At 67.6% G+C, this 26,757-nt stretch carries 23 protein-coding genes and 1 tRNA gene; 1 reads left to right on the plus strand and 23 read right to left on the minus strand.

The features are described 5' to 3' along the window. Positions 1 to 5: 5 nt before the first annotated feature. The 23 genes from rpsC to ACIQVT_RS28115 form a co-directional block, all read right to left on the minus strand. On the minus strand, positions 6 to 833 hold the full coding sequence (rpsC, locus tag ACIQVT_RS28005; RefSeq protein WP_116148545.1) for a 30S ribosomal protein S3: 828 nt from the start codon (positions 831 to 833) through the stop codon (positions 6 to 8). After that, positions 833 to 1,180, minus strand: a complete 348-nt coding sequence (rplV, locus tag ACIQVT_RS28010) for a 50S ribosomal protein L22 (RefSeq protein ID WP_026252021.1) — start codon at positions 1,178 to 1,180, stop codon at positions 833 to 835. Before rplV ends, rpsC begins: the two co-directional genes overlap by 1 nt. 43 nt (positions 1,181 to 1,223) lie before the next feature. Beyond that, complete coding sequence (gene rpsS / locus ACIQVT_RS28015) at positions 1,224 to 1,505, minus strand: 30S ribosomal protein S19 (RefSeq protein WP_003974263.1); 282 nt, start codon at positions 1,503 to 1,505, stop codon at positions 1,224 to 1,226. Positions 1,506 to 1,517: 12 nt separating this feature from the next. Next, a complete protein-coding gene (gene rplB / locus ACIQVT_RS28020; protein ID WP_189268841.1) occupies positions 1,518 to 2,354 on the minus strand; it encodes a 50S ribosomal protein L2 in 837 nt (278 codons plus the stop codon). Between the two features lie 40 nt (positions 2,355 to 2,394). Next, positions 2,395 to 2,814: a 50S ribosomal protein L23 gene (gene rplW / locus ACIQVT_RS28025; protein WP_121787376.1), complete on the minus strand. Its 420-nt coding sequence runs from the start codon at positions 2,812 to 2,814 to the stop codon at positions 2,395 to 2,397. After that, positions 2,814 to 3,470 (minus strand): 50S ribosomal protein L4, encoded by a 657-nt coding sequence (gene rplD, locus ACIQVT_RS28030; RefSeq protein ID WP_403759814.1) that lies wholly within the window; start codon positions 3,468 to 3,470, stop codon positions 2,814 to 2,816. The genes rplW and rplD overlap by 1 nt, the downstream gene beginning before the upstream one ends. Positions 3,471 to 3,478: 8 nt before the next feature. After that, positions 3,479 to 4,123 carry a 50S ribosomal protein L3 gene (rplC, locus tag ACIQVT_RS28035; RefSeq protein WP_356818731.1) on the minus strand — a complete coding sequence of 215 codons (645 nt, stop codon included), beginning with the start codon at positions 4,121 to 4,123 and terminating at the stop codon, positions 3,479 to 3,481. Positions 4,124 to 4,141: 18 nt separating this feature from the next. Further along, positions 4,142 to 4,450 carry a 30S ribosomal protein S10 gene (gene rpsJ, locus ACIQVT_RS28040; protein WP_003948644.1) on the minus strand — a complete coding sequence of 103 codons (309 nt, stop codon included), beginning with the start codon at positions 4,448 to 4,450 and terminating at the stop codon, positions 4,142 to 4,144. A 581-nt stretch (positions 4,451 to 5,031) separates the two neighbouring features. Further along, the gene (locus ACIQVT_RS28045) at positions 5,032 to 5,724 is read right to left on the minus strand and encodes a hypothetical protein (protein ID WP_403759819.1); all 693 of its coding nucleotides are present in this window, start codon (positions 5,722 to 5,724) and stop codon (positions 5,032 to 5,034) included. Between the two features lie 498 nt (positions 5,725 to 6,222). After that, positions 6,223 to 7,416, minus strand: a complete 1,194-nt coding sequence (gene tuf / locus ACIQVT_RS28050; RefSeq protein WP_403759822.1) for an elongation factor Tu — start codon at positions 7,414 to 7,416, stop codon at positions 6,223 to 6,225. 156 nt (positions 7,417 to 7,572) lie between these two features. After that, complete coding sequence (gene fusA, locus ACIQVT_RS28055) at positions 7,573 to 9,699, minus strand: elongation factor G (protein ID WP_403759825.1); 2,127 nt, start codon at positions 9,697 to 9,699, stop codon at positions 7,573 to 7,575. 39 nt (positions 9,700 to 9,738) lie between these two features. Then, positions 9,739 to 10,209 (minus strand): 30S ribosomal protein S7, encoded by a 471-nt coding sequence (gene rpsG / locus ACIQVT_RS28060; protein WP_121787381.1) that lies wholly within the window; start codon positions 10,207 to 10,209, stop codon positions 9,739 to 9,741. 2 nt (positions 10,210 to 10,211) lie between these two features. Then, positions 10,212 to 10,583 carry a 30S ribosomal protein S12 gene (rpsL, locus tag ACIQVT_RS28065; RefSeq protein ID WP_003948652.1) on the minus strand — a complete coding sequence of 124 codons (372 nt, stop codon included), beginning with the start codon at positions 10,581 to 10,583 and terminating at the stop codon, positions 10,212 to 10,214. Between the two features lie 430 nt (positions 10,584 to 11,013). Continuing rightward, positions 11,014 to 14,913, minus strand: coding sequence for a DNA-directed RNA polymerase subunit beta' (locus tag ACIQVT_RS28070; protein WP_403759829.1), 3,900 nt, complete (start codon positions 14,911 to 14,913; stop codon positions 11,014 to 11,016). Positions 14,914 to 15,011: 98 nt separating this feature from the next. Beyond that, complete coding sequence (gene rpoB / locus ACIQVT_RS28075; RefSeq protein ID WP_403759832.1) at positions 15,012 to 18,497, minus strand: DNA-directed RNA polymerase subunit beta; 3,486 nt, start codon at positions 18,495 to 18,497, stop codon at positions 15,012 to 15,014. A 593-nt stretch (positions 18,498 to 19,090) separates the two neighbouring features. Further along, the gene (gene rplL, locus ACIQVT_RS28080; protein ID WP_403759835.1) at positions 19,091 to 19,480 is read right to left on the minus strand and encodes a 50S ribosomal protein L7/L12; all 390 of its coding nucleotides are present in this window, start codon (positions 19,478 to 19,480) and stop codon (positions 19,091 to 19,093) included. Between the two features lie 111 nt (positions 19,481 to 19,591). Then, positions 19,592 to 20,122, minus strand: a complete 531-nt coding sequence (rplJ, locus tag ACIQVT_RS28085; protein WP_392200533.1) for a 50S ribosomal protein L10 — start codon at positions 20,120 to 20,122, stop codon at positions 19,592 to 19,594. 1,072 nt (positions 20,123 to 21,194) lie between these two features. Then, positions 21,195 to 22,112: a hypothetical protein gene (locus tag ACIQVT_RS28090; protein WP_403759839.1), complete on the minus strand. Its 918-nt coding sequence runs from the start codon at positions 22,110 to 22,112 to the stop codon at positions 21,195 to 21,197. A 164-nt stretch (positions 22,113 to 22,276) separates the two neighbouring features. Next, positions 22,277 to 23,002, minus strand: a complete 726-nt coding sequence (rplA, locus tag ACIQVT_RS28095) for a 50S ribosomal protein L1 (RefSeq protein ID WP_403759842.1) — start codon at positions 23,000 to 23,002, stop codon at positions 22,277 to 22,279. A 99-nt stretch (positions 23,003 to 23,101) separates the two neighbouring features. After that, positions 23,102 to 23,536 carry a 50S ribosomal protein L11 gene (rplK, locus tag ACIQVT_RS28100; protein WP_403759845.1) on the minus strand — a complete coding sequence of 145 codons (435 nt, stop codon included), beginning with the start codon at positions 23,534 to 23,536 and terminating at the stop codon, positions 23,102 to 23,104. A 287-nt stretch (positions 23,537 to 23,823) separates the two neighbouring features. Then, positions 23,824 to 24,711: a transcription termination/antitermination protein NusG gene (gene nusG / locus ACIQVT_RS28105; protein ID WP_403759848.1), complete on the minus strand. Its 888-nt coding sequence runs from the start codon at positions 24,709 to 24,711 to the stop codon at positions 23,824 to 23,826. Between the two features lie 80 nt (positions 24,712 to 24,791). Beyond that, the gene (gene secE, locus ACIQVT_RS28110; RefSeq protein WP_121787390.1) at positions 24,792 to 25,076 is read right to left on the minus strand and encodes a preprotein translocase subunit SecE; all 285 of its coding nucleotides are present in this window, start codon (positions 25,074 to 25,076) and stop codon (positions 24,792 to 24,794) included. A gap of 106 nt (positions 25,077 to 25,182) precedes the next feature. Beyond that, positions 25,183 to 25,255 (minus strand) — tRNA-Trp (locus tag ACIQVT_RS28115). Positions 25,256 to 25,515: 260 nt separating this feature from the next. Here ACIQVT_RS28115 and ACIQVT_RS28120 point away from each other — a divergent pair. Continuing rightward, on the plus strand, positions 25,516 to 26,742 hold the full coding sequence (locus ACIQVT_RS28120) for a pyridoxal phosphate-dependent aminotransferase (protein WP_403759853.1): 1,227 nt from the start codon (positions 25,516 to 25,518) through the stop codon (positions 26,740 to 26,742). Positions 26,743 to 26,757: the final 15 nt, after the last annotated feature.

Genomic DNA, 26,757 nt, shown 5'->3' on the forward strand with positions numbered 1-26,757 from the left:
GTCGGTCAGGCCTCCGTTCCGGTGCTCTCAGCCGGAGCGGACGCGGGGGCCTCGGCCTTGGGGGCCTCGGCACCGGCAGCCTGCTGCGGCTTGCGACCGCGCCCGCCACGCTCGCCACCGCGGCCACCACGGGCCGGGCGGTCAGCGCCACCACGGGCCGGGCGGTTGCCGGCGCGGGCAGCAGCGTTCTCGGCGCGGACCTCGGCGATGTTCTTGACGTCGCCCTTGTAGATCCAGACCTTCACACCGATGCGGCCGAAGGTCGTCTTGGCCTCGAAGAAGCCGTAGTCCACGTTCGCGCGGAGCGTGTGCAGGGGCACGCGGCCCTCGCGGTAGAACTCCGAGCGGGACATCTCGGCGCCGCCGAGGCGGCCACCGCACTGGATCTTGATGCCCTTGGCGCCGGCCTTCATGGCGGACTGCATGCTCTTGCGCATGGCCCGACGGAAGGAGACACGGGAGGAGAGCTGCTCGGCGACGGCCTGCGCGACCAGCTGGGCATCGGTCTCGGGGTTCTTGACCTCGAGGATGTTCAGCTGGACCTGCTTGCCCGTGAGCTTCTCGAGGTCACCGCGGATGCGGTCGGCCTCGGCGCCACGGCGGCCGATGACGATGCCCGGACGAGCGGTGTGGATGTCCACACGCACGCGGTCACGGGTGCGCTCGATCTCCACCTTGGAGATGCCGGCGCGCTCCATGCCGGACGTCATCATCCGACGGATGGCGACGTCTTCCTTGACGTAGTCCTTGTACAGCTTGTCGGCGTACCAACGCGACTTGAAGTCGGTCGTGACACCGAGCCGGAACCCGTGCGGGTTTACCTTCTGGCCCATTACCGGGTTCCTTCCTTGCTGCTGACGACCACGGTGATGTGGCTGGTCCGCTTGCGGATCCGGTAGGCACGGCCCTGGGCACGCGGACGGAACCGCTTCAGGGTCGGGCCCTCGTCGACGTATGCCTCGGAAATGACGAGGCTGTCGACGTCGGTGTGGTCGTAGTTGTGCGCGGCGTTGGCGATGGCGCTGTCGAGCACCTTGCCGACCGGCACGGAGGCGGCCTGCGGAGCGAATCGCAGGACGGCCTGGGCCTCCGTGGCGTCCATGCCACGGATGAGGTCCACCACGCGGCGGGCCTTCATGGGCGTGACGCGGATGTACCGCGCCTGGGCCCTGGCTTCCATGGTTGTCCCTTCAGTTACTTACGTGTCTGAATGCGATCCGCTACTAGCGGCGCTTCGACTTCCGGTCATCCTTGACGTGGCCCCGGAAGGTGCGCGTCGGCGAGAACTCGCCGAGCTTGTGGCCGACCATCGACTCGGTGACGAACACCGGGATGTGGGTCTTGCCGTTGTGCACCGCGATCGTGTGACCGAGCATCGCCGGGACGATCATCGAGCGACGGGACCAGGTCTTGATGACGTTCTTGGTGCCGGCTTCGTTCTGCGTGTCCACCTTCTTGATCAGGTGGTCGTCGACGAAGGGCCCCTTCTTCAAGCTACGAGGCATCTCAACCCGTCCTTAGCGCTTCTTGTTCGTCTTGCGGCGGCGGACGATGTACTTGTTCGACGCCTTCTTGGGCGAACGAGTACGGCCTTCCTTCTTGCCCCACGGGGACACGGGGTGGCGACCACCGGAGGTCCGGCCCTCACCACCACCGTGCGGGTGGTCGACCGGGTTCATGACCACACCACGGACGGTCGGGCGAACGCCCAGCCACCGCTTGCGGCCCGCCTTGCCCCAGTTGATGTTGCTCTGCTCGGCGTTGCCGACCTCACCGACGGTGGCGCGGCAGCGCGCGTCCACCATGCGGATCTCGCCGGACGGCATACGGAGGGTCGCCATGGCGCCCTCACGCGCGAGGAGCTGCACCGAGGCGCCGGCGGAGCGGGCGAACTTGGCACCGCCACCGGGACGGAGCTCGATCGCGTGGATCGTGGTACCGACCGGGATGTTGCGGAGGGCCAGGTTGTTGCCCGGCTTGATGTCGGCCCCGGGACCGTTCTCCACGGTGTCGCCCTGCTGGAGGTTGCGCGGGGCGAGGATGTAGCGCTTCTCGCCGTCCGCGTAGTGCAGCAGCGCGATGCGCGCGGTGCGGTTGGGGTCGTACTCGATGTGCGCGACCTTCGCCGGCACGCCGTCCTTGTCGTGACGACGGAAGTCGATCACTCGGAAGGCGCGCTTGTGTCCGCCACCCTGGTGGCGAACGGTCACACGACCGGCGTTGTTACGGCCGCCCTTGCTGTGCAGGGGACGGACCAGCGACTTCTCCGGCGTGGACCGCGTGACCTCGACGAAGTCGGCGACGCTGGCGCCACGACGGCCCGGCGTAGTCGGCTTGTACTTGCGGATTCCCATTTCTCAGTCCTCGTCCGATATCGGACGATCCGGACCGCCCTCAGGCGGTCGGACCGCCGAAGATGTCGATACGGTCGCCCTCGGCGAGGGTCACGATCGCGCGCTTGCTGCCGGCCCGCTGACCGAAACCGGTCTTCGTGCGCTTGCGCTTGCCCTGGCGGTTGATCGTGTTGACCCCGGTGACCTTGACGTCGAAGACCGCCTGGACGGCCTGCTTGATCTGGGTCTTGTTGGCGCCCGGGGCGACGATGAACGTGTACTTGTTCTCGTCGAGGAGCGCGTAGCTCTTCTCGGAGACGACCGGCTTGAGCAGCACGTCACGGGGGTCCGTGAACGACTTGCTCAGCGGGGTCTCGACCGTGTTCTTGCCCTCGGCGGCGTGACGACGCGCCTTGGCGACGCGCGCGGCCTTGGCGGCCTTGGCGGCCTTCGAGGCGATAGCGGGGTGACGGATGGCCATCAGACCTCGCTCCCTTCGGTGTCAGTGGCCTTCGGGCCGGACACGAAGGACTCGAAAGCGGCCTGGGTGAAGACCACGTCGTCCGAGACGAGAACGTCGTACGTGTTCAGCTGGCCCGGCTCCAGGATGTGGACCTGGGGCAGGTTGCGGGCGGACAGCCACGCGGCCTCGTCGGCGCGGTCGACGACCAGGAGCAGGTTCTTGCGCTCCGAGATCTTGCCGAACAGCGTCCGGGCGGCCTTCGTCGACGGGTTCTCACCCTCGACGACGCCGGAGACGACGTGGATGCGGTTGTGGCGGGCCCGGTCGGTGAGGGCGTGGCGCAGGGCCGCGGCCTTCATCTTCTTCGGGGTCCGCTGCGAGTAGTCACGCGGCTGCGGGCCGTGGACGACGCCACCGCCGGCGAACTGCGGGGCGCGGGTCGAACCCTGACGGGCGCGGCCGGTGCCCTTCTGGCGGTACGGCTTCTTGCCGCCGCCGCGGACCTCGCCACGCGTCTTGGTCTTGTGGGTGCCCTGGCGGGCAGCGGCCAGCTGCGCGACGACGACCTGGTGGATCAGCGGAATGCTGATCTTTTCCACGTCGAAGATCTCCGCGGGGAGCTCGACGGAACCGGCCTTGTCGCCCGCCGGCGAAAGGATGTCAACAGTGCTCATCGGTTACCTCAGGCCCCCTTGGCCGCGGTGCGGACCAGGACGAGGCCGCCGTTCGGACCGGGAACCGCGCCCTTGATGAGCAGCAGACCCTTCTCCGCGTCAACGGCGTGGACGGTCAGGTTCTGGGTGGTGACCCGCTCGTTGCCCATGCGACCCGCCATGCGGAGGCCCTTGAACACGCGGCCCGGGGTGGCACAGCCACCGATGGAGCCGGGCGAGCGGTGCTTGCGCTGGGTGCCGTGTCCGGCGCCGAGGCCCTTGAAGTTGTGACGCTTCATGACACCGGCGAAGCCCTTGCCCTTGCTCTTGCCGGTCACGTCGACCTTGATGCCGGCCTCGAACACCTCAGCGGTGATCTCCTGGCCGAGGGTGTACTCGCTGGCGTCAGCGGTACGGATCTCGACGAGGTGGCGGCGGGGAGTGACGTCGGCCTTGGCGAAGTGGCCCTTGAGGGGCTTGTTCACCTTGCGCGGGTCGATCTCGCCGAAAGCGATCTGGACGGACTCGTAGCCGTCGACATCGTTCGTACGGACCTGGGTGACGACGTTGGGGCCGGCCTTGACGACGGTGACCGGAACAACACGGTTGTTCTCGTCCCACACCTGCGTCATGCCGAGCTTCTCGCCCAGGATGCCCTTGATCTGCTTAGTCATCTCTCAGATCACCCGGCCTCAGAGCTTGATCTCGATGTCGACACCGGCCGGGAGGTCGAGTCGCATCAGAGAGTCAACGGTCTTGGGAGTCGGGTCGAGGATGTCGATCAGGCGCTTGTGCGTGCGCATCTCGAAGTGCTCGCGCGAGTCCTTGTACTTGTGCGGCGACTTGATGACGCAGTACACGTTCTTCTCAGTGGGCAGCGGCACCGGGCCCGCGACCGACGCGCCCGTGCGCGTCACCGTCTCGACGATCTTCTTCGCCGAAGAGTCGATGACCTCGTGGTCGTAGGCCTTGAGCCGAATGCGGATCTTCTGTCCCGCCATGGCTACTCAGTAGTCCTGTCTCTTCTCACGCTCTGGAACCCGGTGGTTCCGTACCCTTCCATCCGACCCACGCGGTCGGGCGTGTCGCGCTCCCGCTGACACGGATGCCCCTTGTTCGAACATCCCTGCGGGGAATGCACACGGCCCTTCCGGAACCGCAGACCGGAGGCGGAAGGCCCACCGGGTGCCTGGCCGGTGCCGCACCGCACTTCCCGAAAGATTCCCGTACGTCCGTCCCAGCGCTGCCGTGGTGGCAGTTAGGACGACGAGTACTGTGGGACTCGCTTCCGGTCCTCCCGGCGGGAGGCGCGCAGCATCAACACTCGACCGAGCAACTCGGACAGTCTGCCATACAGGACAGCCGCTCCGCCAATCGAGCGGAAGAGATTACCCCGAGAGTGACGTAGGTCAAACCCGAGACGGGCGCACGTCGGACCGCGAGTGCGGTCACGCCGACGTCGCCGCGGGCCGGACGGCCGGCGTCGTCACCGCGATCCTGAGGGAGCCGTCGGTGGAGGGAGCCACCTGCGCCATGGCTCCGTCGGTGGCGTGACGAGCCATGAGTGCGAGGACGCCCGTCGTCATGGGAGCGCGCCGCACCGTCCATCCGGTGCTCGTGAGGTGGGCGTACGCCCGTTCCATCGAGCGAGGACGTCCTCCGACAGTGGCCGCGTCGACCAGGCGTGGTGGGCATAGACCACGTCGTCCTCCTGGTAGGTGGCCAGTCCGTCGCCCTCCCGGGCGCGGGTGTGCGGCAGCCGGAGCGCGTCGTAGAGGCGGCTGGAGTGCTCGAGAGCACGGCGCTCGGCCTGTTCGTCAGCGGTGGTCCGGCGGAGCGAGGCGGGGTCGGCCGTGGTGGCGGTGTCGCCGGGCGTGAAACACGGCGAGGTGACGCTGAGGGACGCGGCGCCTTCCTTCTTCGCCTTGTCCAGGACACCGGTGATGGCATCCATCCAGAAGTCGTCGGGTTCGGTGCGCATGCCCACCGTGGGGAAGGGGCCGGACCAATCGGCGTCCGACGACCGGAACTTGTAGCCCTGCTTCACCCAGGCGTCCCCGGGCTGTCGGACGAGGCTCTTGGCCTGGCCGGTGGGCACTCCGGTCAGGTCGTACGTCGGACGGACCTGCGACCGCCCGACGGAGCCGTGGTCGTCGGCGAGGCACGCGCCGAGCGGCGTCAGCGGGGCGCGCTTGAGGGTCGGCTCGGGAGACATGGCCTCGACGGCCTGACGGGTGATCTCCTCGGCGCGCTCGGGGTCCTGCCGTTCGTCCATGGTGCCCCGCTCCCTGGGTGTGCTCCCGCCACTGCTTCCCGTCCGCCCCGCCCCACACGCCGCCAGGGCCACGGACGCGACCGTCACGGCGACGACCGACGCCGCCCGGGACAGCCTCATGAGCACCACCTCCGGAACCTCGGCGGCGCCGGCCGGTCCAGGCCGTCGCACTTCAGGCGCGTGAGGAGCCATCGGGGATGCGGCGGGCCGCGGTCACCGGCCCATGCGTCTGATGCGCGCCGGCACCGATGTACGGGCCCGGTCACGGTCACGGTCCGGACGGCCTCCACGCGGCCTGTGAGGCCCGCGTCCGGGCCACGTGACATCTGGGCCGCAGCTTGGCCCGGCGCGGCCATGCAGGCGGTCCAAGCGATGGCAGGGCTGCGCCCCCGTGCCTTCGCGCGTCGGGTAGGCGTGGGGGGCAAACAGAGGAGGCCCGTACGACCGGAGTCGTACGGGCCTCCCCTAGGTCAACTGGTGACCGGAAGCAAGCGGAGCTTACTTGACGATCTTGGTGACCTGGCCGGCGCCCACCGTGCGACCACCCTCACGGATGGCGAACTTCAGGCCCTCTTCCATGGCGACGGGCTGGATGAGCTCCACCTTCATCTCGGTGTTGTCACCCGGCATGACCATCTCGGTGCCCTCGGGGAGGGTCACCACGCCGGTCACGTCCGTCGTCCGGAAGTAGAACTGCGGACGGTAGTTGTTGAAGAACGGCGTGTGGCGGCCACCCTCGTCCTTGGAGAGGATGTAGGCCTGGGCCTCGAAGTCGGTGTGCGGCGTGACCGAACCCGGCTTGATGATGACCTGGCCGCGCTCGACGTCCTCGCGCTTGATGCCACGGAGGAGCAGACCGACGTTCTCACCGGCCTGACCCTCGTCGAGCAGCTTGCGGAACATCTCGATACCGGTGACCGTGGTGGTGGTCTTCTCGGTCTTGATGCCGATGATGTCGACGGTCTCGTTGACCTTCAGGACACCACGCTCGATACGGCCGGTGACGACCGTACCGCGACCGGTGATCGTGAAGACGTCCTCGATCGGCATGAGGAACGGCTTGTCGACCTCGCGCTCCGGCTGCGGGATCGACTCGTCCACCGCGTTCATCAGGTTGAGGACCGAGTCCACCCACTCCTTCTCGCCCTCGAGGGCCTTCAGAGCGGACACCTTGACGACCGGGAGGTCGTCGCCGGGGAACTCGTACTCGGAGAGGAGCTCACGGACCTCGAGCTCGACGAGCTCCAGGATCTCCTCGTCGTCCACCATGTCGGCCTTGTTCAGGGCGACGACGATGTAGGGGACGCCGACCTGGCGGGCCAGGAGCACGTGCTCCTTGGTCTGCGGCATCGGGCCGTCGGTGGCGGCGACCACGAGGATGGCGCCGTCCATCTGGGCCGCACCCGTGATCATGTTCTTGATGTAGTCCGCGTGACCCGGGCAGTCGACGTGGGCGTAGTGACGCGCTTCGGTCTGGTACTCGACGTGCGCGATGGAGATGGTGATACCGCGCTGGCGCTCCTCGGGCGCCTTGTCGATGTTGTCGAACGGGGTGGCCTCGTTCAGGTCCGGGTACGCGTCGTGCAGCACCTTGGTAATGGCGGCCGTGAGGGTCGTCTTACCGTGGTCGATGTGACCGATGGTGCCGATGTTGACGTGCGGCTTAGTCCGCTCGAACTTCGCCTTCGCCACTGGGGTCCTCCTGTGGAGTGGTTCTGTACGCCTTACTTCATCGGCGCCAGGTGATCTTTGCTGTAAAGGCCCGGAACCCGGGGCGAACATCCGCGTTTGCGGCTGTTTGCCCCTTGAGGCTCCGGAGTCAAGCCTACGGCGTGTTAACGCGGTGCGTTACTCGCCCTTGGCCTTCGCGATGATCTCCTCGGCGACGTTCCGCGGAACCTCGGCGTAGGAGTCGAACTGCATCGAGTAGCTTGCGCGACCCGACGTCTTGCTGCGGAGGTCGCCGACGTAGCCGAACATCTCCGACAGGGGCACGAGGCCCTTCACGACGCGGGCACCAGCCCGCTCCTCCATGGCCTGAATCTGACCACGGCGGGAGTTGATGTCGCCGATGACCTCACCCATGTAGTCCTCGGGCGTGGTGACCTCGACGGCCATCATCGGCTCGAGCAGCACGGGGCTGGCCTTGCGCGCGGCCTCCTTGAAGGCCTGCGAACCGGCGATCTTGAAGGCGAGCTCGGAGGAGTCGACCTCGTGGTAGGCGCCGTCGTGGAGGATGACGCGCACGCCGGTCATCTCGTAGCCGGCGAGGATGCCGAACTGCATGGCCTCCTGCGCACCGGCGTCCACCGAAGGGATGTACTCCTTCGGGATGCGGCCACCGGTCACCTTGTTCACGAACTCGTACGAGGTGTCGCCACCCTCGAGCGGCTCGATGCCGATCTGCACCTTCGCGAACTGACCGGTACCACCGGTCTGCTTCTTGTGGGTGTAGTCGACGCGCTCGACGGCCTTGCGGATCGTCTCACGGTAGGCCACCTGCGGCTTGCCGACGTTGGCCTCGACCCGGAACTCACGGCGCATGCGGTCGACCAGCACCTCGAGGTGCAGCTCGCCCATGCCACCGATGATGGTCTGGCCGGTCTCCTCGTCCGAGTGGACCTGGAAGGACGGGTCTTCCTCGGCCAGGCGCTGGATCGCGACGCCCAGCTTCTCCTGGTCGCCCTTGGACTTCGGCTCGATGGCGACCTGAATGACCGGCGCCGGGAAGTCCATGGACTCCAGGATCACCGGCTGCTTGTCGTCGCACAGCGTCTCACCGGTCGTGGTCTGCTTCAGACCCATGACCGCGACGATGTCGCCGGCGCCCACCGCGTCGATCTCCTCACGCTTGTTCGCGTGCATGCGGTAGATCTTGCCGATGCGCTCCTTCTTGCCCTTGACGGAGTTCAGCACCGAGGTGCCGGACTCCAGGCGACCGGAGTACACGCGGACGAAGGTGAGCTTGCCGAGGTGCGGGTCGCTCATGATCTTGAACGCCAGCGCCGACAGCGGCTCGTCGTCGGACGGCCTGCGCTTGACGACCGTCTCCGGGTCCTTGACGTCGTGGCCCTCGATGGCCTCGATGTCGACCGGGGACGGCAGGTAGCGCACGACCGCGTCGAGCAGGGGCTGGACGCCCTTGTTCTTGAACGCGGTGCCGCAGAACACCGGGGTCACCGTGGTGCCGGTGCCCTTGCCGGAGGCGATGGTGATACGACGGACCGCGGCGTACAGCTGCTCCACGGAAGGCTCCTCGCCCTCCAGGTACAGCTCCATGATCTCTTCGTCGTTCTCCGCGACGGCCTCGAGCAGCTTGCCGCGCCACTCCTCGGCGGCCTCGGTGTGCGTGGCCGGGATGTCGACGGTGTCGTACATCTCGCCCTTGGTCGCCTCGGCGGACCAGACGAGGGCCTTCATCGTCACGAGGTCGACGACGCCCTTGAAGTCGGCCTCGGCACCGATCGGGAGCTGCATGACGATCGGCTGAGCGCCGAGGCGGTCAGTGATCATGTCGACGCAGCGGTGGAACTCGGCACCGGTCCGGTCGAGCTTGTTGACGAAGCAGATGCGCGGGACGCCGTAGCGGTCGGCCTGACGCCACACGGTCTCGGACTGCGGCTCCACGCCGGCGACGCCGTCGAACACCGTCACGGCACCGTCGAGCACGCGCAGCGAGCGCTCCACCTCTACGGTGAAGTCGACGTGGCCCGGGGTGTCGATGATGTTGATCGTGTGGTCGACGTCCTCCAGCGGCCAGTGACAGGTGGTGGCAGCAGAGGTGATCGTGATGCCACGCTCCTGCTCCTGCTCCATCCAGTCCATGGTCGCGGCGCCGTCGTGGACCTCACCGATCTTGTACGACACACCGGTGTAGAACAGGATCCGCTCGGTGGTGGTCGTCTTGCCCGCGTCGATGTGGGCCATGATCCCGATGTTGCGGACCTTGGCCAGGTCAAGTGAAGTGGTAGCCATAAGGCTTCAGTCTTCTCTCGGTCTCGATGTGGGTAGCGACTACCAGCGGTAGTGCGCGAAGGCCTTGTTGGACTCGGCCATCTTGTGGGTGTCCTCACGCTTCTTCACAGCGGCGCCGAGGCCGTTGGACGCGTCGAGGAGCTCGTTCAGCAGACGCTCGGTCATGGTCTTCTCGCGACGGGCGCGGGAGTAACCGACGAGCCAGCGCAGCGCCAGGGTGTTGGCACGGCCCGGCTTGACCTCGACCGGCACCTGGTAGGTCGCGCCACCGACACGGCGGGACTTGACCTCGATGGTCGGCTTGATGTTCTCGAGCGCGCGCTTGAGCGTGATGACCGGGTCGTTGCTGGTCTTCTCGCGCAGACCCTCCATGGCACCGTAGACGATGCGCTCGGCGGTGGAGCGCTTGCCGTTCAGCAGCACCTTGTTGATCAGCGACGTGACAAGAGGAGAACCGTAGACCGGGTCGATGATGACCGGGCGCTTCGGGGCGGGGCCCTTACGAGGCATTCTTACTTCTCCTTCTTGGCGCCGTAGCGGCTGCGGGCCTGCTTGCGGTTCTTGACACCCTGGGTGTCGAGCGAACCGCGGATGATCTTGTAGCGAACACCGGGCAGGTCCTTCACACGGCCGCCGCGCACGAGCACGATGGAGTGCTCCTGCAGGTTGTGTCCCTCACCCGGAATGTAGGCGGTGACCTCGATCCCGCTGGTCAGACGCACACGCGCGACCTTACGCAGGGCCGAGTTCGGCTTCTTCGGGGTGGTCGTGAACACACGCGTGCAGACGCCACGACGCTGAGGAGAACCCTCGAGAGCGGGCGTCTTGTTCTTCTCGACCTTGTCCTGCCGGCCCTTCCGGACCAGCTGCTGGATCGTAGGCACTACTTCTCCGGTTTCTGTGTGCCGAATGGTGAAGCTAACCTGGAACGTCACCGACCCACGCGGTCGGGTGTGTCGGATCCGCCGGATCCCCGCCGCGAGGCGGAAAGGGCGCAGATCGCGGTGGCCGCTCACGGCTCGCCATGCGGTTCACAGGCACGCACAGGAGCCAGGGCACACCCCAGGCACAAGGTATGAGCGTACCTACCTCATCGGCTGCGGTCAAAACAAATGGGGTCCACACCGACACGCCGGACCTTGACAGTACGCCCGCGCGGGTCCCGCTGCACGTCAGGACGGTGCACCGCGGCCTTCCGGGCGCCGCCGGGTCTCCGACCCGCCCGCGGCCGGCGTCCGGCCCCCGACGCCCCCCGCCCATGCCGGAGGGCGGCCACCCCGTCCACGGGATGACCGCCCTCCGGCTCATGCTCGCTTACTGGTTGTACGGACCGTAGTCGTAGTCCTCCAGCGGGACGGCCTGGCCGGAGCCGGTGCCGAACGGCGAGTAGTCGATGTCGTCGTAACCGACGGCCGAGTACATCGCGGCCTTGGCCTCCTCGGTGGGCTCCACCCGGATGTTGCGGTAGCGGGACAGACCCGTACCGGCCGGGATGAGCTTACCGATGATGACGTTCTCCTTGAGGCCGATGAGGCTGTCGGACTTGGCGTTGATCGCCGCGTCCGTCAGCACTCGGGTCGTCTCCTGGAAGGAGGCGGCCGACAGCCAGGACTCCGTCGCCAGCGAGGCCTTGGTGATACCCATCAGCTGCGGACGACCGGAGGCCGGGTGACCGCCCTCCTGGACCACACGACGGTTCTCCTGCTCGAAGCGGGAGCGCTCGACCAGCTCGCCGGGCAGCAGCTCGGCGTCGCCGGACTCGATGATCGTCACACGGCGCAGCATCTGCCGGATGATGATCTCGATGTGCTTGTCGTGGATCGACACGCCCTGCGAGTTGTAGACCTTCTGGACCTCGCCGACCAGGTGGACCTGGACGGCACGCTGACCCAGGATGCGCAGCACGTCGTGCGGGTTGGTGGCACCCACGGTGAGCTGCTGGCCGACCTCGACGTGGTCGCCCTCGCGGACCAGGACCTTGGCGCGCTTGGAGATCGGGTACGCCGTCTCGTCGCTGCCGTCGTCCGGGGTCACGACGAGCTTCTTCGTCTTCTCGGTCTCCTCGATCCGGACGCGGCCGGAGGCCTCGGAGATCGGGGCGACACCCTTCGGCGTACGGGCCTCGAACAGCTCGACGACACGCGGCAGACCCTGCGTGATGTCGTCACCGGCCACACCACCGGTGTGGAAGGTACGCATCGTCAGCTGGGTGCCGGGCTCACCGATGGACTGGGCGGCGATGATGCCGACCGCCTCACCGATGTCGACCAGCTTGCCGGTGGCCAGCGAACGGCCGTAGCACATCGCGCAGGTGCCGACGGCGGACTCGCAGGTCAGGACCGAGCGGGTCTTGACCTCCTCGACGCCGTGCCGGACCAGCTCGTCGATGAGCACGTCGCCCAGGTCGGTGCCGGCCGGGGCCAGCACCTTGCCGTCGACGACGATGTCCTCGGCGAGGCAGCGCGCGTACACGGACGTCTCGACGTCCTCCGCCTTGCGCAGCACGCCGTCCGCGCCGCGCTCCGCGATGACGAGCTTGAGACCGCGCTCGGTGCCGCAGTCCTCCTCGCGGATGATGACGTCCTGCGAGACGTCGACCAGACGACGGGTGAGGTAACCCGAGTCGGCGGTACGCAGGGCGGTGTCCGCCAGACCCTTACGGGCACCGTGGGTGGAGATGAAGTACTCCAGCACGGACAGGCCCTCACGGAACGAGGCCTTGATCGGACGCGGGATGGTCTCGTTCTTCGCGTTCGACACCAGACCACGCATACCCGCGATCTGCCGCATCTGCATCATGTTTCCTCGGGCACCCGAGTCGACCATCATGAAGATGGGGTTGGTCTTGGGGAAGTTCTCGTTCATCGCCTCGGCGACCTCGTTGGTCGCCTTGGTCCAGATCGCGATGAGCTCCTGCGTGCGCTCTTCCTTGGTGATCAGACCGCGCTCGTACTGCTTCTGGACCTTCTCGTCCTGCGCCTCGTAGCCCTTGACGATCTCCTTCTTCGCCTCGGGAACGACGACGTCGGAGATGGCCACGGTGACACCGGAACGGGTCGCCCAGTAGAAGCCGGCCGCCTTCAGGTTGTCGAGCGTCGCCGCCACGATGACCTTGGGGTAGCGCTCGGCCAGGTCGTTGACGATCTCGGAGAGCTGCTTCTTGCCCACCGAGTAGTCGACGAACGGGTAGTCCTCGGGCAGCAGCTCGTTGAAGAGCGCGCGGCCCAGGGTCGTGCGCAGCCGGAACGAGTCACCCTGCTGCCACTCGGGCTCGCCCTCCTCGCGGGCCGGCGGGGTCCAGCCGCGCGGCGGGATGGTGCCCACCGGGAAGCGGATGTCGATCTGCGACTGGAGCGCCAGCTCGCCGGCGTCGAACGCCATGATCGCCTCGGCCGAGGAGCCGAACGCACGGCCCTCGCCCTTGGTGTCACGCAGCTCGCCGTCGGTGGTGAGGAAGAACAGACCGAGGACCATGTCCTGGGTCGGCATCGTCACCGGGCGGCCGTCGGCCGGCTTGAGGATGTTGTTCGAGGACAGCATCAGGATGCGGGCCTCGGCCTGCGCCTCCGCGGACAGCGGCAGGTGCACGGCCATCTGGTCACCGTCGAAGTCCGCGTTGAACGCGGTGCAGACGAGCGGGTGGATCTGGATGGCCTTGCCCTCGACCAGCTGCGGCTCGAAGGCCTGGATGCCGAGGCGGTGCAGGGTGGGGGCACGGTTCAGCAGCACCGGGTGCTCGGCGATGACCTCTTCGAGGACGTCGTACACGACGGTGCGGCCGCGCTCCACCATGCGCTTGGCGCTCTTGATGTTCTGCGCGTGGTTCAGGTCGACCAGGCGCTTCATCACGAACGGCTTGAAGAGCTCCAGCGCCATCGCCTTGGGCAGACCGCACTGGTGCAGCTTCAGCTGCGGGCCGACGACGATGACGGAACGCGCCGAGTAGTCGACTCGCTTGCCGAGCAGGTTCTGGCGGAAGCGGCCCTGCTTGCCCTTGAGCATGTCGGACAGCGACTTCAGCGGACGGTTGCCGGGACCCGTGACCGGGCGGCCGCGGCGGCCGTTGTCGAAGAGCGCGTCGACGGCCTCCTGGAGCATGCGCTTCTCGTTGTTCACGATGATCTCGGGCGCGCCGAGGTCGAGAAGCCGCTTCAGGCGGTTGTTGCGGTTGATGACTCGGCGGTACAGGTCGTTCAGGTCGGAGGTCGCGAAGCGGCCACCGTCCAGCTGCACCATCGGACGCAGGTCCGGCGGGATGACCGGGACGCAGTCCAGGACCATGCCCTTGGGGCTGTTGGAGGTCTGGAGGAACGCGGAGACGACCTTCAGCCGCTTCAGGGCACGGGTCTTCTTCTGGCCCTTGCCCGTGCGGATGATCTCGCGGAGCTTCTCGGCCTCCTCGTCGAGGTCGAAGGACTCCAGGCGCTTCTGGAGCGCCGCGGCACCCATCGAGCCGTCGAAGTACGTGCCGAAGCGGTCACGCAGCTCGCGGTAGAGCAGCTCGTCGCCCTCGAGGTCCTGGACCTTGAGGTTCTTGAACCGGTTCCACACCTCGTCGAGGCGGTCGATCTCGCGCTGCGCGCGGTCGCGCAGCTGCTTCATCTCGCGCTCGGCGCCTTCGCGCACCTTGCGGCGCACGTCGGCCTTGGCACCCTCGGCCTCGAGCTCGGCCAGGTCTGTCTCGAGCTTCTTGGCGCGGGTCTCCAGGTCGGCGTCCCGGCGGTTCTCGATCTGCTGACGCTCGACGGAGACGTGCGCCTCCAGCGAGGGCAGGTCGCGGGTACGACGCTCCTCGTCGACGTACGTGATCATGTACGCCGCGAAGTAGATGACCTTCTCGAGGTCCTTGGGAGCCAGGTCGAGCAGGTAGCCCAGCCGGCTGGGAACGCCCTTGAAGTACCAGATGTGCGTGACGGGGGCGGCCAGTTCGATGTGGCCCATCCGCTCACGACGCACCTTGGCGCGAGTGACCTCGACGCCGCAGCGCTCACAGATGATGCCCTTGAAGCGGACGCGCTTGTACTTGCCGCAGTAGCACTCCCAGTCCCGGGTCGGACCGAAGATCTTCTCGCAGAAGAGTCCGTCCTTCTCGGGCTTGAGGGTGCGGTAGTTGATGGTCTCGGGCTTCTTGACCTCGCCGTGGCTCCACTGACGGATGTCGTCAGCGGTGGCCAGACCGATCCGGAGCTCGTCGAAGAAGTTGACGTCGAGCACTATGCGTCAATCCCTCTCAGGGTTGTTAAGTCTGTGGTCTGAAACGGGGGCCTGGGGGTCGGCGGGGCCCTGTGGGTGAGGGCCCCGCCGGACTCCCGTCAGACCTCTTCGACGCTGCTCGGCTCGCGCCGGGACAGGTCGATACCGAGCTCCTCCGCAGCGCGGAAGACGTCCTCGTCGGTGTCGCGCATCTCGATGGACATGCCGTCCGAGGACAGCACCTCCACGTTGAGGCACAGGGACTGCATTTCCTTGATGAGCACCTTGAAGGACTCGGGAATGCCGGGTTCCGGGATGTTCTCGCCCTTGACGATGGCCTCGTAGACCTTCACACGTCCGGTGACGTCGTCGGACTTGATGGTCAGCAGCTCCTGGAGGGCGTACGCGGCGCCGTAGGCCTCGAGTGCCCACACCTCCATCTCACCGAACCGCTGGCCACCGAACTGGGCCTTACCACCCAGCGGCTGCTGGGTGATCATCGAGTACGGACCGGTCGAGCGCGCGTGCAGCTTGTCGTCGACCAGGTGGTGCAGCTTCAGGATGTACATGTAGCCGACCGAGATCGGGTCCGGGAACGGCTCACCGCTGCGGCCGTCGAACAGCCGCGCCTTGCCGGTCGGGAGCACCATGCGCTCGCCGTCCCGGTTCGGGATGGTGTGCTGGAGCAGACCCGCCAGCTCGTCCTCGCGGGCACCGTCGAAGACCGGGGTGGCCACGTTGGTGCCGGGGTCGACCTGGTCGGCGCCGATCACCTGGAGGCGCTGCGCCCACTCGTCGGCGAGACCGGAGACGTCCCAGCCGCGGCTGGCGAGCCAGCCGAGGTGGATCTCCAGGACCTGTCCCGGGTTCATTCGGGACGGCACGCCCAGCGGGTTCAGGATGATGTCGACCGGGGTGCCGTCCTCCAGGAACGGCATGTCCTCGATCGGCAGGATCTTGGAGATGACACCCTTGTTGCCGTGCCGGCCGGCGAGCTTGTCACCGTCGGTGATCTTGCGCTTCTGCGCGACGTAGACGCGGACCAGCTGGTTCACGCCCGGCGGCAGCTCGTCGCCCTCCTCGCGGTCGAAGAGGCGCACACCGATGACCTTGCCGATCTCGCCGTGCGGCACCTTCAGCGAGGTGTCACGGACCTCACGGGCCTTCTCACCGAAGATCGCGCGCAGCAGGCGCTCCTCCGGGGTCAGCTCGGTCTCACCCTTGGGCGTGACCTTGCCGACGAGGATGTCACCGGCGACGACCTCGGCACCGATGCGGATGATGCCGCGCTCGTCGAGGTCGGCGAGGACCTCCTCCGAGACGTTCGGGATGTCCCGGGTGATCTCCTCGGGGCCGAGCTTGGTGTCACGGGCGTCGACCTCGTGCTCCTCGATGTGGATCGAGGAGAGGACGTCGTCCTGCACGAGGCGCTGCGACAGGATGATCGCGTCCTCGTAGTTGTGACCCTCCCACGGCATGAACGCCACGAGCAGGTTCTTGCCGAGGGCCATCTCGCCGTTCTCGGTGGCCGGGCCGTCGGCCAGGACCTGGCCCTCGACGATCCGGTCGCCCTCGTTGACGATGACCTTCTGGTTGACCGAGGTGCCCTGGTTGGAGCGGGCGAACTTGGCCAGGCGGTACGTGATGTACGTGCCGTCGTCGTTGGCGGTGGTGATGTAGTCCGCGGAGACCTCCTGGACCACACCCGCCTTCTCCGCCTTGACCACGTCGCCGGCGTCGACGGCGGAGCGGTACTCCATGCCGGTGCCGACGAGCGGGGACTCGGACTTGATGAGCGGCACGGCCTGGCGCATCATGTTCGCGCCCATGAGGGCACGGTTGGCGTCGTCGTGCTCCAGGAAGGGGATCATGGCGGTCGCGACCGACACCATCTGGCGCGGCGAGACGTCCATGTAGTCCACGTCCTCGGGGCCGACGTAGTCGACCTCGCCGCCGCGGCGGCGGACCAGCACGCGGGCCTCGGCGAACCGCATGTCGTCACCGAGCGTGGCGTTGGCCTGCGCGATGACGAAGCGGTCCTCCTCGTCGGCGGTCAGGTAGTCGACGTCGTCGGTGACCTGGCCGTCGATGACCTTGCGGTACGGGGTCTCGACGAAACCGAACGCGTTGACCCGGCCGTAGGAGGCGAGCGAGCCGATCAGACCGATGTTCGGGCCTTCGGGCGTCTCGATCGGGCACATGCGGCCGTAGTGCGAGGGGTGCACGTCACGGACCTCGAAGCCGGCCCGCTCACGGGAGAGACCACCCGGACCGAGCGCCGACAGGCGACGCTTGTGGGTGAGACCCGACAGCGGGTTGTTCTGGTCCATGAACTGCGACAGCTGGCTGGTGCCGAAGAACTCCTTGATGGAGGCGACGACCGGCCGGATGTTGATCAGGGTCTGCGGCGTGATCGCCTCGACGTCCTGGGTCGTCATGCGCTCGCGGACGACGCGCTCCATCCGCGCCAGGCCCGTGCGGACCTGGTTCTGGATGAGCTCGCCGACGCTGCGCAGACGACGGTTGCCGAAGTGGTCGATGTCGTCGGTCTCGACGACGATCGAGTCACCGTTGTCACCGGTGGTCTCGGTCTCGCCGGCGTGCAGCTGCACCAGGTACTTGATCGTCGAGATGATGTCCTCGACGGTCAGGATGCCGGCGTCGAGCGGGGCGTCCGCGCCCAGCTTCTTGTTGACCTTGTAGCGGCCGACCTTGGCGAGGTCGTAGCGCTTGGGGTTGAAGTAGAGGTTCTCGAGCAGCGTCTGCGCGGCCTCACGCGTGGGGGGCTCGCCCGGACGCAGCTTGCGGTAGATGTCGAGCAGCGCGTCGTCCTGGCCCTGGGTGTGGTCCTTCTCCAGGGTGGCGCGCATCGACTCGTACTCGCCGAACTCCTCGAGGATCTGCTCGGTCGTCCAGCCGAGCGCCTTGAGCAGCACGGTGACCGACTGCTTGCGCTTGCGGTCGATGCGGACACCGACCATGTCGCGCTTGTCGATCTCCATCTCCAGCCAGGCACCCCGGGACGGGATGATCTTGGCGGAGAAGATGTCCTTGTCGGACGTCTTGTCGATGCTGGAGTCGAAGTAGACACCGGGGGAACGGACCAGCTGGGACACCACGACACGCTCGGTGCCGTTGATGACGAAGGTGCCCTTGTTGGTCATGAGCGGGAAGTCGCCCATGAAGACCGTCTGGGACTTGATCTCGCCGGTCTCGTTGTTGGTGAACTCGGCCGTGACGAAGAGCGGGGCGGCGTACGTGAAGTCGCGCTCCTTGCACTCGTCGATGGAGTTCTTGGGAGGCTCGAAGCGGTGGTCGCGGAACGTCAGCGACATCGACCCGGAGAAGTCCTCGATCGGCGAGATCTCCTCGAAGATCTCCTCGAGGCCGGACTTGGTGGGGACGTCCTGACCGGACTCCAGAGCCGCCTCGACGCGAGCCTTCCAGGCGTCGTTGCCGAGCAGCCAGTCGAAGCTCTCGGTTTGCAGCGCGAGAAGGTTCGGAACCTCGAGGGGCTCCTTGATCTTTGCAAAGGAAATGCGCAGCGGGGCGGTGCTGGCGCCGTTGTTCGTATTCGCGGTCGAGGCAGTGCGCGAGGCGGCCAAGAGGGGGTCCTTCCGAGGGCTCGGACTCACTACGCGCGTACCGGTCCCTCTCCGTGCACAGAGACGGAAACCCCAGGTCGGGGGGCTCTGGTCGACTGTGCTCAAGAGAGGGCAGACCCCTGGTGACGGGCAGGGGACAGCTAACAGGCAGCGCAAAGGGTCAGTGTAGCCACTTGGCACACTGATGTCCAATGCGGGTTTTCACAGACCCTCGTTGTCGTCACCCTCGTCGTCGTCAGCGCCCTCGGCATCCTGCCCTCAACGCACGTTGATACTGCCCTCTTCGCCGTCGATCCATGCCTCGGATTCGGATCCTTGTGACGACGCGTCCTGAGAATTGCGCGCTGCGTGCGGTTCGTCAAGGCCCCCCAGCCGGAAGCCGGCCGTCCGGAGACACGACGAAGATCACCATACCCCCCGCCGTAGCGAGTTCAAGGTAACCGCGGACCGCTCCCCCGCATACGCCGAAGAGCGACCACCCGGATGGATGATCGCTCTTCGGTACGTTCGCGTTACAGCCTCCGGGCCACTGGTTTCAGCGCCCCGGGAGACCGCGTGCGGCGTGTGTTCGGATCCGGTGGACCCGAAGGGTGTTACTTGACCTCGACGGAGGCGCCGGCGCCCTTGAGGGACTCGGCGGCCTTCTCGGCGGCGTCCTTGGCGACCTTCTCGAGGACGGGCTTCGGGGCGCCGTCCACGAGGTCCTTGGCCTCCTTCAGACCCAGGGAGGTCAGCTCACGCACGACCTTGATGACCTGGATCTTCTTGTCGCCGGCGCCGGTGAGGATGACGTCGAACTCGTCCTTCTCCTCCTCGGCCTCGGCAGCGGCGCCACCAGCGGCACCGCCGGCGACGACGACCGGCGCGGCAGCGGCGGCGGTGACGTCGAACTTGTCCTCGAAGGCCTTCACGAACTCGGAGAGCTCGATGAGGGTCATCTCCTCGAACTGAGCAAGCAGCTCGTCCTGGGTGAGCTTCGCCATGGTGGCGGTCCTTCCACTCAAATCGGCAGGTGCCGGATGTACTGGATAAGGCGGGCGTACGTCGGCCCGCTGCGACCCGCGCCGGTGGTGCGGGTCAGAAAGCGAGCCGAGTTACTCGGCACCGCCCTGCTCGGCCTGCTTGGCGCGAAGCGCGTCCACGGTGCGGACGAGCTTCGACGGCAGCGCCTGGAAGACGGAGGCAGCCTGGGACTGCTTCGCCTTGAAGGCACCGGCCAGCTTGCTGAGCAGAACCTCGCGGGACTCGAGGTCCGCAAGCTTCTTGATCTCGTCGGCGGACAGCGCCTTGCCGTCAAGGACACCGCCCTTGATGACGAGATTGGGGTTGTCCTTGGCGAAGTCACGGAGACCCTTCGCCGACTCCACCGGGTCACCGGTGACGAAGGCGACAGCCGTCGGACCGTTGAACAGGTCGTCCAGCGTCGTGATCCCGGCCTCGTTGGCCGCAATCTTGGTCAGCGTGTTCTTCACCACGGCGTACTGGGCGTTCTCACCGAGCGACCGGCGCAGGTTCTTGAGCTGCGCCACGGTGAGACCGCGGTACTCGGTAAGCACGGCAGCGTTGGAGTTGCGGAACTGCTCCGTCAACTCGGCCACTGCGGCAGCCTTGTCGGGCCTCGCCATAGAGCCTCGGCCTCCTTCCGGGTGATTCTGACCGCGCGGACCCGAAGGAGGACTGGGGAAACGAAACGCCCCGGCGCAGGCGCACGGGGCGGACTCGACCAGAGGCACACACGTTGGCGCGTGCTCCAGGAGTTCTTCCACGGTCACCTGCGCGGGTCGTCCACTTTTCAGCGGATCCTTCGGCCACCGCACCCTCATTCGAGCGCACGGCAACGACCAGCGGTCTTTGGCTTCTCCATGAGAGTACGGGACCGACACGCCCCCGAGCAAATCGCCCCCTTCACCCCGCCAACGCCGTCCCTCCGGGGGCCTTGGCCGGCACGGGGCCCTGCCGGGCGGGGCCGGGGTGCGGTGCCCGGACTTCCCCGAGTCGGCACGGCCCTGAAGGGTCGGCAGCGCGGACACCCGGGCCGGGTAGGGGGCGGGGGGCGGAATCGCGTCACGGGGGCCTGGAGCCGGGCGTGACGGGGAGGTCGACGGCCTGGACCCGCGGGCCCGGGTAGCCGTTGGGCGCCGGTGCGCACTCCCGAGACCGGTCGGCCCGAAACGGCAGCGCGGACCCCCGGAGCCGGGGGCCGACAGCGGCTGTGGCACTGGGCAGGGTCCGGCATCGGGTTGCCCCGACAGAACGGACACCAAAGGGGTGGTTACGGGGGGCGCGGCGCCAGGTGGGCCGGAAGCCCTGACGGCGCGGCCCGCCGGTTCCGGGTGGGACCCGGACGACCTGCCACACGAGCGCGGCGCGAGATCTCTGCGCGGGTGTCCCGGAAGCGTGGTGACCGCGGGCCGCCGAGGCACTGCGCCCGGAGGGCGTCAGCAGCGCGGACTGCCGGTTCCGGGGCGGCGGGCGGCGCGCCGCTTCGGGCCGGGGTGTCCCGGGAGGCCGGCTCTGGCTTCCGGGAGCCGGGGCTCGAAGCGCGGCGGTGCGGTTTTCCGGGGCGGCTCGGTCCGCAGGGTGCCGGCGGGGGCTCGCGGAGTCGCCGGGGCCCGGGAGTGGGCTTCCGCGACCTGGTGGGGCCGTGAGGGCCCGGGCGGACCTGGGGTGGGCCGGGTCCGCCCGTCGGGGCGTCGGTCAGGAGCCGGTGCCGCCCGTGGCGGTGCCTCCCGTGGCGGTGCCGGACTTCAGGAGGTCGGCGAAGTCCTTGGTGTCGCCCGCCGGAGGCGCCTCGGCGGTGACCTTCACGCCGTAGTCGCTGAAGTATGTGGTGTTCGTCATCGGACCGTTGGCGGTGTCGGCCTTCTCGGTCTTCTTGACGAGCAGGTTGTCGTCGTTGATCCACAGGTCGACGGTCTCGGTGGTGACGCCCGCCTGGGTGAGCTGCTTCTTCAGGGCCGACAGCTGGTCGGCGCTGAGGTCGCTGCTCTTGCCGGCGAGGGCGGCGACGTCCACCTTGCCCGAGTAGTGCGTGGTGTGGACGCCGGCGACGGTCTCCTGGCCGGCCTTCTTCACGTCACCGGAGGCCAGCAGCATCTTCACGGACTGGTTGGGCGTCGCGTTCTGGATCTGGTCCTTCATGTACGAACCCGAGGCGCCGCCGAGCTTGGCGAGGTCGTCGTACGAGTACTTCAGCCAGTGCTTGCCGCCCGTCTGCTGGGCGTAGGCGTCGCTCATGTGCGCGTAGTACGCGTCCGGCAGGTACCGGGCCTCCATCGAGGAGGTGCCGGCCTTCTTCATCATCTCGGCCATCTGGCCGCCGGTGTAGGTGATGGTGAGGTTGCCCTTGAGGCCACCGGACCAGGTCAGCGCGCCGTTCGCGGTCATCGCCATGAGCTTGCCGACGGAGGTGGTGGAGCGCACCTTGGCCGAGTCGGCCTTGTCGGTGGACTTCTCGGCGGTGCGCAGGGCGGCTATGGGACTGAGGTGCGTCACGCTCTTGCCGGCCGCGTCACCCCCGCCCTTGTCCGAGGAGGAGCCGCAGGCGGCCACTCCGGTCAGTGCGGCAACCACCGCGATGGAAAGGGTCATCCGGCGCACGGTCGTGCTGTTCATCTGGTCCCGCCCCTGTTGGAGTCCTGTGCCTGCACCGTAACCCAGGCCACTGACAGTCGTGCGAAAGGTCGTACGAAGAAAGGACGGACCCCGCACCTGGAAGGTTGCAGGGTCCGCCCTTTTCTTACGCGTACCTGACGCGGCTACCGGGCTGAGCGGAGGGCTCAGACGGCGGCCGGGTCCTCCTCGACGAGGAGGTTGCGGGTGCGGTTCGGGTCGACCGGGATGCCGGGGCCGATCGTGCTGCTGATCGCGGCCTTCTTGATGTAGCGACCCTTGGCGGCGGACGGCTTCAGACGGAGGATCTCCTCCAGCGCGGCGCCGTAGTTCTCCACCAGCTTGGTGTCGTCGAACGACGTCTTGCCGATGATGAAGTGCAGGTTCGAGTGCTTGTCGACGCGGAACTCGATCTTGCCGCCCTTGATCTCGGTCACGGCCTTGGCGGTGTCCGGGGTCACGGTGCCGGTCTTCGGGTTCGGCATCAGACCACGCGGGCCGAGGACGCGGCCGAGGCGGCCGACCTTGCCCATGAGGTCCGGGGTGGCGACGACGGCGTCGAAGTCCAGACGGCCCTTCGCCACCTCGTCGATCAGCTCGTCGGCGCCGACGATGTCGGCGCCCGCGGCACGCGCGGCCTCGGCACGGTCACCGGTCGCGAAGACCAGGACCCGGGCGGTCTTACCGGTGCCGTGCGGAAGGTTCACGGTGCCACGGACCATCTGGTCGGCCTTGCGCGGGTCGACACCCAGACGGAAGGCGACCTCGACGGTGCCGTCGAACTTGGTCGTGGAGGTCTCCTTGGCGAGACGGACGGCCTCGAGCGGGGCGTACAGCTTCTCCCGGTCGATCTTGGCGTCCGCAGCGCGGAGAGCCTTGCTGCGCTTGCTCACAACTTGCTCCTGTGTGTTCTGAAAGGAGTCGTGGTCCCTGGGCCGAGCAGGCCCTGCCACGTGCGACCGGCTACGGCCGCATGACTGCTGGGGTGGGGATCAGCCCTCGACCGTGATGCCCATGGAGCGGGCGGTGCCGGCGATGATCTTCGACGCGGCGTCCAGGTCGTTGGCGTTCAGGTCGGGCATCTTGGTCTCGGCGATCTCGCGGACCTGCGCCTGGGTGATCTTGGCGACCTTGGTCTTGTGCGGCTCGCCGGAGCCCTTCTCGACACCAGCGGCCTTGAGGATCATCTTCGCGGCCGGCGGAGTCTTGGTGATGAAGGTGAAGGTGCGGTCCTCGTAGACCGTGATCTCCACCGGGATCACCCAGCCACGCTGCGACTCGGTCGCGGCGTTGTAGGCCTTGCAGAACTCCATGATGTTGACGCCGTGCTGGCCCAGCGCGGGGCCGACCGGCGGGGCCGGGTTCGCCGCACCGGCGTTGATCTGGAGCTTGATAAGCCCCGTGACCTTCTTCTTCTTGGGAGGCATGCTCTCTCCGGGTCCTTGCTGAGAGGTTGACTGCCATCCGCGTCATCCGGATCAATGCCGTGCACGATCCCGCAGATGGCATACCGCACAACGATAGCCGCTGTCCCCTCGGGACAAGAAATCGTCCAGGTCAGACGGCCCGCGGCGGCTGTCCGGCGGGCGAGCGGCGCGGCCCGCCTCCGGCGCGTACCACCCGATGTCGTGTCACCGCGGGGCCGGCGTGGCCGCACACGCCGAGAGGGCGCCCCGGCCCGGTTGTCACCGGTGGGGCGCCCTCGGGGCGATGCTCAGTTCTTCTGGATCTGGTCGAAGGACAGCTCGACCGGCGTCTCGCGGCCGAAGATCTCCACGAGGCCCTTGACCTTCTTCGAGTCGGGGTTGATCTCGTTGATGGTCGCCTGGAGGGTGGCGAACGGACCGTCGGTGACGGTGACCGAGTCGCCGACCTCGAAGTCCAGCACCTGGACCTCGACCTTGCGCTGCGGGGCGGGCTTGCCCTCGGCCTCGGCGGCCTCGCGGGCGGCCTTCTCCTCGGCCTCCGGGGCGAGCATCTTGACGATCTCGTCCAGGGTCAGCGGGTACGGGTCGTAGGCGTTGCCGACGAAGCCGGTGACGCCGGGGGTGTTGCGGACGACGCCCCAGGACTCGTTGGTGAGGTCCATGCGGACCAGGACGTAACCAGGCAGCTTGTTCTGCTTGATCGTCTTGCGGTCGCCGTTCTTGATCTGGACGACCTCTTCCTGCGGCACCTCGGCCTGGAAGATGTAGTCCTCGACGTTCAGCGAGACGGCGCGCTGCTCCAGGTTGGTCTTCACGCGGTTCTCGTAGCCGGCGTAGGTGTGGATCACGTACCACTCGCCGGGCAGGGAGCGCAGCTCCTCGCGCAGGGCCTGGACGGGGTCGACCGGCGCGGCCGGCTCCTCCTCGACGGCCTCCGCGTCGGCGTCGTCCTCACCGGCCTCGTCCGCGTTCTCGGCCTCGTCGGCGTCTTCGGCGTCGTCACCGGCCTCGCCGTCTTCGTCCTCGACGTGCAGAGCGGCCTCTTCGGCCGGCTCGCCCGACTCGGCCTCGGCAGCCTCGAACTCGTCCTGTTCGTCCGCGCCCTCGACGATGTCGAGTTCGTCATCCACCGACTTGTCCGGCTCGATGGCGTCGTTCAGGTTCGGGTCAGACACGATGGCTGCTTCTTCCTGGATACATAGGGGTGGAACATGCGAAAACGGGCGCCGGTACCACGGCGCCCTTCGCTTTTGGCTCAGCCGAAAACGTACTTGGCCGCGTGGTTGAGCCCATAGTCAATCACGGTCACCAGCGCGATCATGATGGCGACGAAGAAGATCACCACGGTGGTGTACGACGTCAGCTGGTTGCGTGACGGCCAGACGACCTTGCGGAGTTCCGCGACGATCTGGCGGTAGAAGGTGGCCAGGCGCTTCAGCGGGCCCTTCTTGGCGCGCTTGCCGCCCTTGCGGGCCTTCTTGGACTCAGGCACCTCGTCCTGGGCATCAGGCGTGTCGATGGAGCCCACGGCGTCCGTCATAATCCTCACCTGATCCCGGGTCGTGGCCGTGCCGCGCCCGGTTTCTGAGCCGCACGGCGGTGCATTGCCTGACGTACATGCGCACACATCCTGGCGGTGTGTGTAGCAGGGCCGGAGGGACTTGAACCCCCAACCGCTGGTTTTGGAGACCAGTGCTCTACCAATTGAGCTACGACCCTTTGTGTGCCCACCAACGTACCGCATCCGGCCGGGTGCTCGGTGTGCACCGGCTGGAACGTGCTGCTGAAGGCCAACGAGGTGAGAGTGTACGTGGTCCGGGGCCCGGCGTCGAACGATAAGCACCCGTCCGGGAGCCCCTGGCTGAAGATCGTCCTGGCCGGGGACCGGATTCGGACCCGTGTTCACGACTCGACCCCTGGCTGTTCAGTCTGTGAAACCCGTGTGCCGGGGACATTTCCGGTCTGGAACGATGGGCCGCATGAGCGCTGCAACCCCTCCCACCGAGCGCCGGGTCTCCGCCCGCGTCGGCGCGATCTCCGAGTCCGCCACCCTCGCGGTGGACGCCAAGGCCAAGGCCCTGAAGGCCGCCGGACGTCCGGTGATCGGCTTCGGCGCCGGCGAGCCCGACTTCCCGACTCCCGACTACATCGTCGAGGCGGCCGTCGAGGCGTGCAAGAACCCCAAGTACCACCGCTACACGCCGGCCGGCGGGCTGCCCGAGCTGAAGGCCGCGATCGCCGCGAAGACGCTGCGCGACTCCGGCTGGGAGCCCGACGTCTCGCAGATCCTCGTCACCAACGGCGGCAAGCAGGCCATCTACGAGGCGTTCGCCGCCATCCTCGACCCGGGTGACGAGGTCATCGTCCCGGCGCCGTACTGGACGACGTACCCGGAGTCGATCCGGCTGGCCGGCGGTGTCCCGGTCGAGGTCGTCGCCGACGAGACGACGGGCTACCGGGTCTCGGTCGAGCAGCTGGAGGCGGCGCGCACGGAGCGGACGAAGGTCGTCCTGTTCGTCTCCCCGTCCAACCCGACCGGCGCGGTGTACTCCGAGGCCGAGACCGAGGCGATCGGCCGCTGGGCCGTCGAGCACGGCCTGTGGGTGCTGACCGACGAGATCTACGAGCACCTGGTCTACGGCGACGCCGTCTCCGTGTCGCTGCCGGCGCTCCTGCCGGAACTGCGCGACAAGTGCGTCGTGGTCAACGGGGTGGCGAAGACGTACGCCATGACCGGCTGGCGCGTGGGCTGGGTCATCGGCCCGAAGGACGTGGTCAAGGCCGCGACCAACCTCCAGTCGCACGCCACCTCCAACGTCTCCAACGTGGCCCAGGTGGCCGCGCTGGCCGCCGTCTCCGGCGGTCTGGAGGCCGTGGCCCAGATGCGCGAGGCCTTCGACCGGCGCCGCCGGACCGTCGTGCGCATGCTCAACGAGATCGACGGCGTCGTCTGCCCGGAGCCCGAGGGCGCCTTCTACGCCTACCCGTCGGTCAAGGGCCTGCTCGGCAAGGAGATCCGCGGCAAGCGCCCGAAGGACACGGTCGAGCTGGCCGCGCTGATCCTGGAGGAGGCCGAGGTCGCGGTCGTCCCGGGCGAGGCCTTCGGCACCCCGGGTTACCTGCGGCTGTCGTACGCGCTCGGCGACGAGGACCTCGTCGAGGGCGTGAGCCGGATCCAGAAGCTGCTGGCGGAGGCGCGGGACTAGTTCCCGGCCGCCACG

It is taken from the genome of Streptomyces sp. NPDC100445, from assembly GCF_044759735.1.
Classification (GTDB): domain Bacteria; phylum Actinomycetota; class Actinomycetes; order Streptomycetales; family Streptomycetaceae; genus Streptomyces.

Bases quoted from the DNA above. Each gene is read 5' to 3' on its own strand.
- rpsG (WP_121787381.1), bottom strand. From the start codon at position 10,209: ATGCCTCGTAAGGGCCCCGCCCCGAAGCGCCCGGTCATCATCGACCCG.
- rplW (WP_121787376.1), bottom strand. From the start codon at position 2,814: ATGGCCATCCGTCACCCCGCTATCGCCTCGAAGGCCGCCAAGGCCGCC.
- rplD (WP_403759814.1), bottom strand. From the start codon at position 3,470: ATGAGCACTGTTGACATCCTTTCGCCGGCGGGCGACAAGGCCGGTTCC.
- rpsS (WP_003974263.1), bottom strand. From the start codon at position 1,505: ATGCCTCGTAGCTTGAAGAAGGGGCCCTTCGTCGACGACCACCTGATC.
- rpsJ (WP_003948644.1), bottom strand. From the start codon at position 4,450: ATGGCGGGACAGAAGATCCGCATTCGGCTCAAGGCCTACGACCACGAG.
- rplV (WP_026252021.1), bottom strand. From the start codon at position 1,180: ATGGAAGCCAGGGCCCAGGCGCGGTACATCCGCGTCACGCCCATGAAG.
- rplL (WP_403759835.1), bottom strand. From the start codon at position 19,480: ATGGCGAAGCTCACCCAGGACGAGCTGCTTGCTCAGTTCGAGGAGATG.
- rplB (WP_189268841.1), bottom strand. From the start codon at position 2,354: ATGGGAATCCGCAAGTACAAGCCGACTACGCCGGGCCGTCGTGGCGCC.
- rplJ (WP_392200533.1), bottom strand. From the start codon at position 20,122: ATGGCGAGGCCCGACAAGGCTGCCGCAGTGGCCGAGTTGACGGAGCAG.
- ACIQVT_RS28045 (WP_403759819.1), bottom strand. From the start codon at position 5,724: ATGGACGAACGGCAGGACCCCGAGCGCGCCGAGGAGATCACCCGTCAG.
- ACIQVT_RS28120 (WP_403759853.1), top strand. From the start codon at position 25,516: ATGAGCGCTGCAACCCCTCCCACCGAGCGCCGGGTCTCCGCCCGCGTC.
- ACIQVT_RS28090 (WP_403759839.1), bottom strand. From the start codon at position 22,112: ATGAACAGCACGACCGTGCGCCGGATGACCCTTTCCATCGCGGTGGTT.
- rplC (WP_356818731.1), bottom strand. From the start codon at position 4,123: ATGACTAAGCAGATCAAGGGCATCCTGGGCGAGAAGCTCGGCATGACG.
- rpsC (WP_116148545.1), bottom strand. From the start codon at position 833: ATGGGCCAGAAGGTAAACCCGCACGGGTTCCGGCTCGGTGTCACGACC.
- secE (WP_121787390.1), bottom strand. From the start codon at position 25,076: ATGACGGACGCCGTGGGCTCCATCGACACGCCTGATGCCCAGGACGAG.
- fusA (WP_403759825.1), bottom strand. From the start codon at position 9,699: ATGGCTACCACTTCACTTGACCTGGCCAAGGTCCGCAACATCGGGATC.
- rplK (WP_403759845.1), bottom strand. From the start codon at position 23,536: ATGCCTCCCAAGAAGAAGAAGGTCACGGGGCTTATCAAGCTCCAGATC.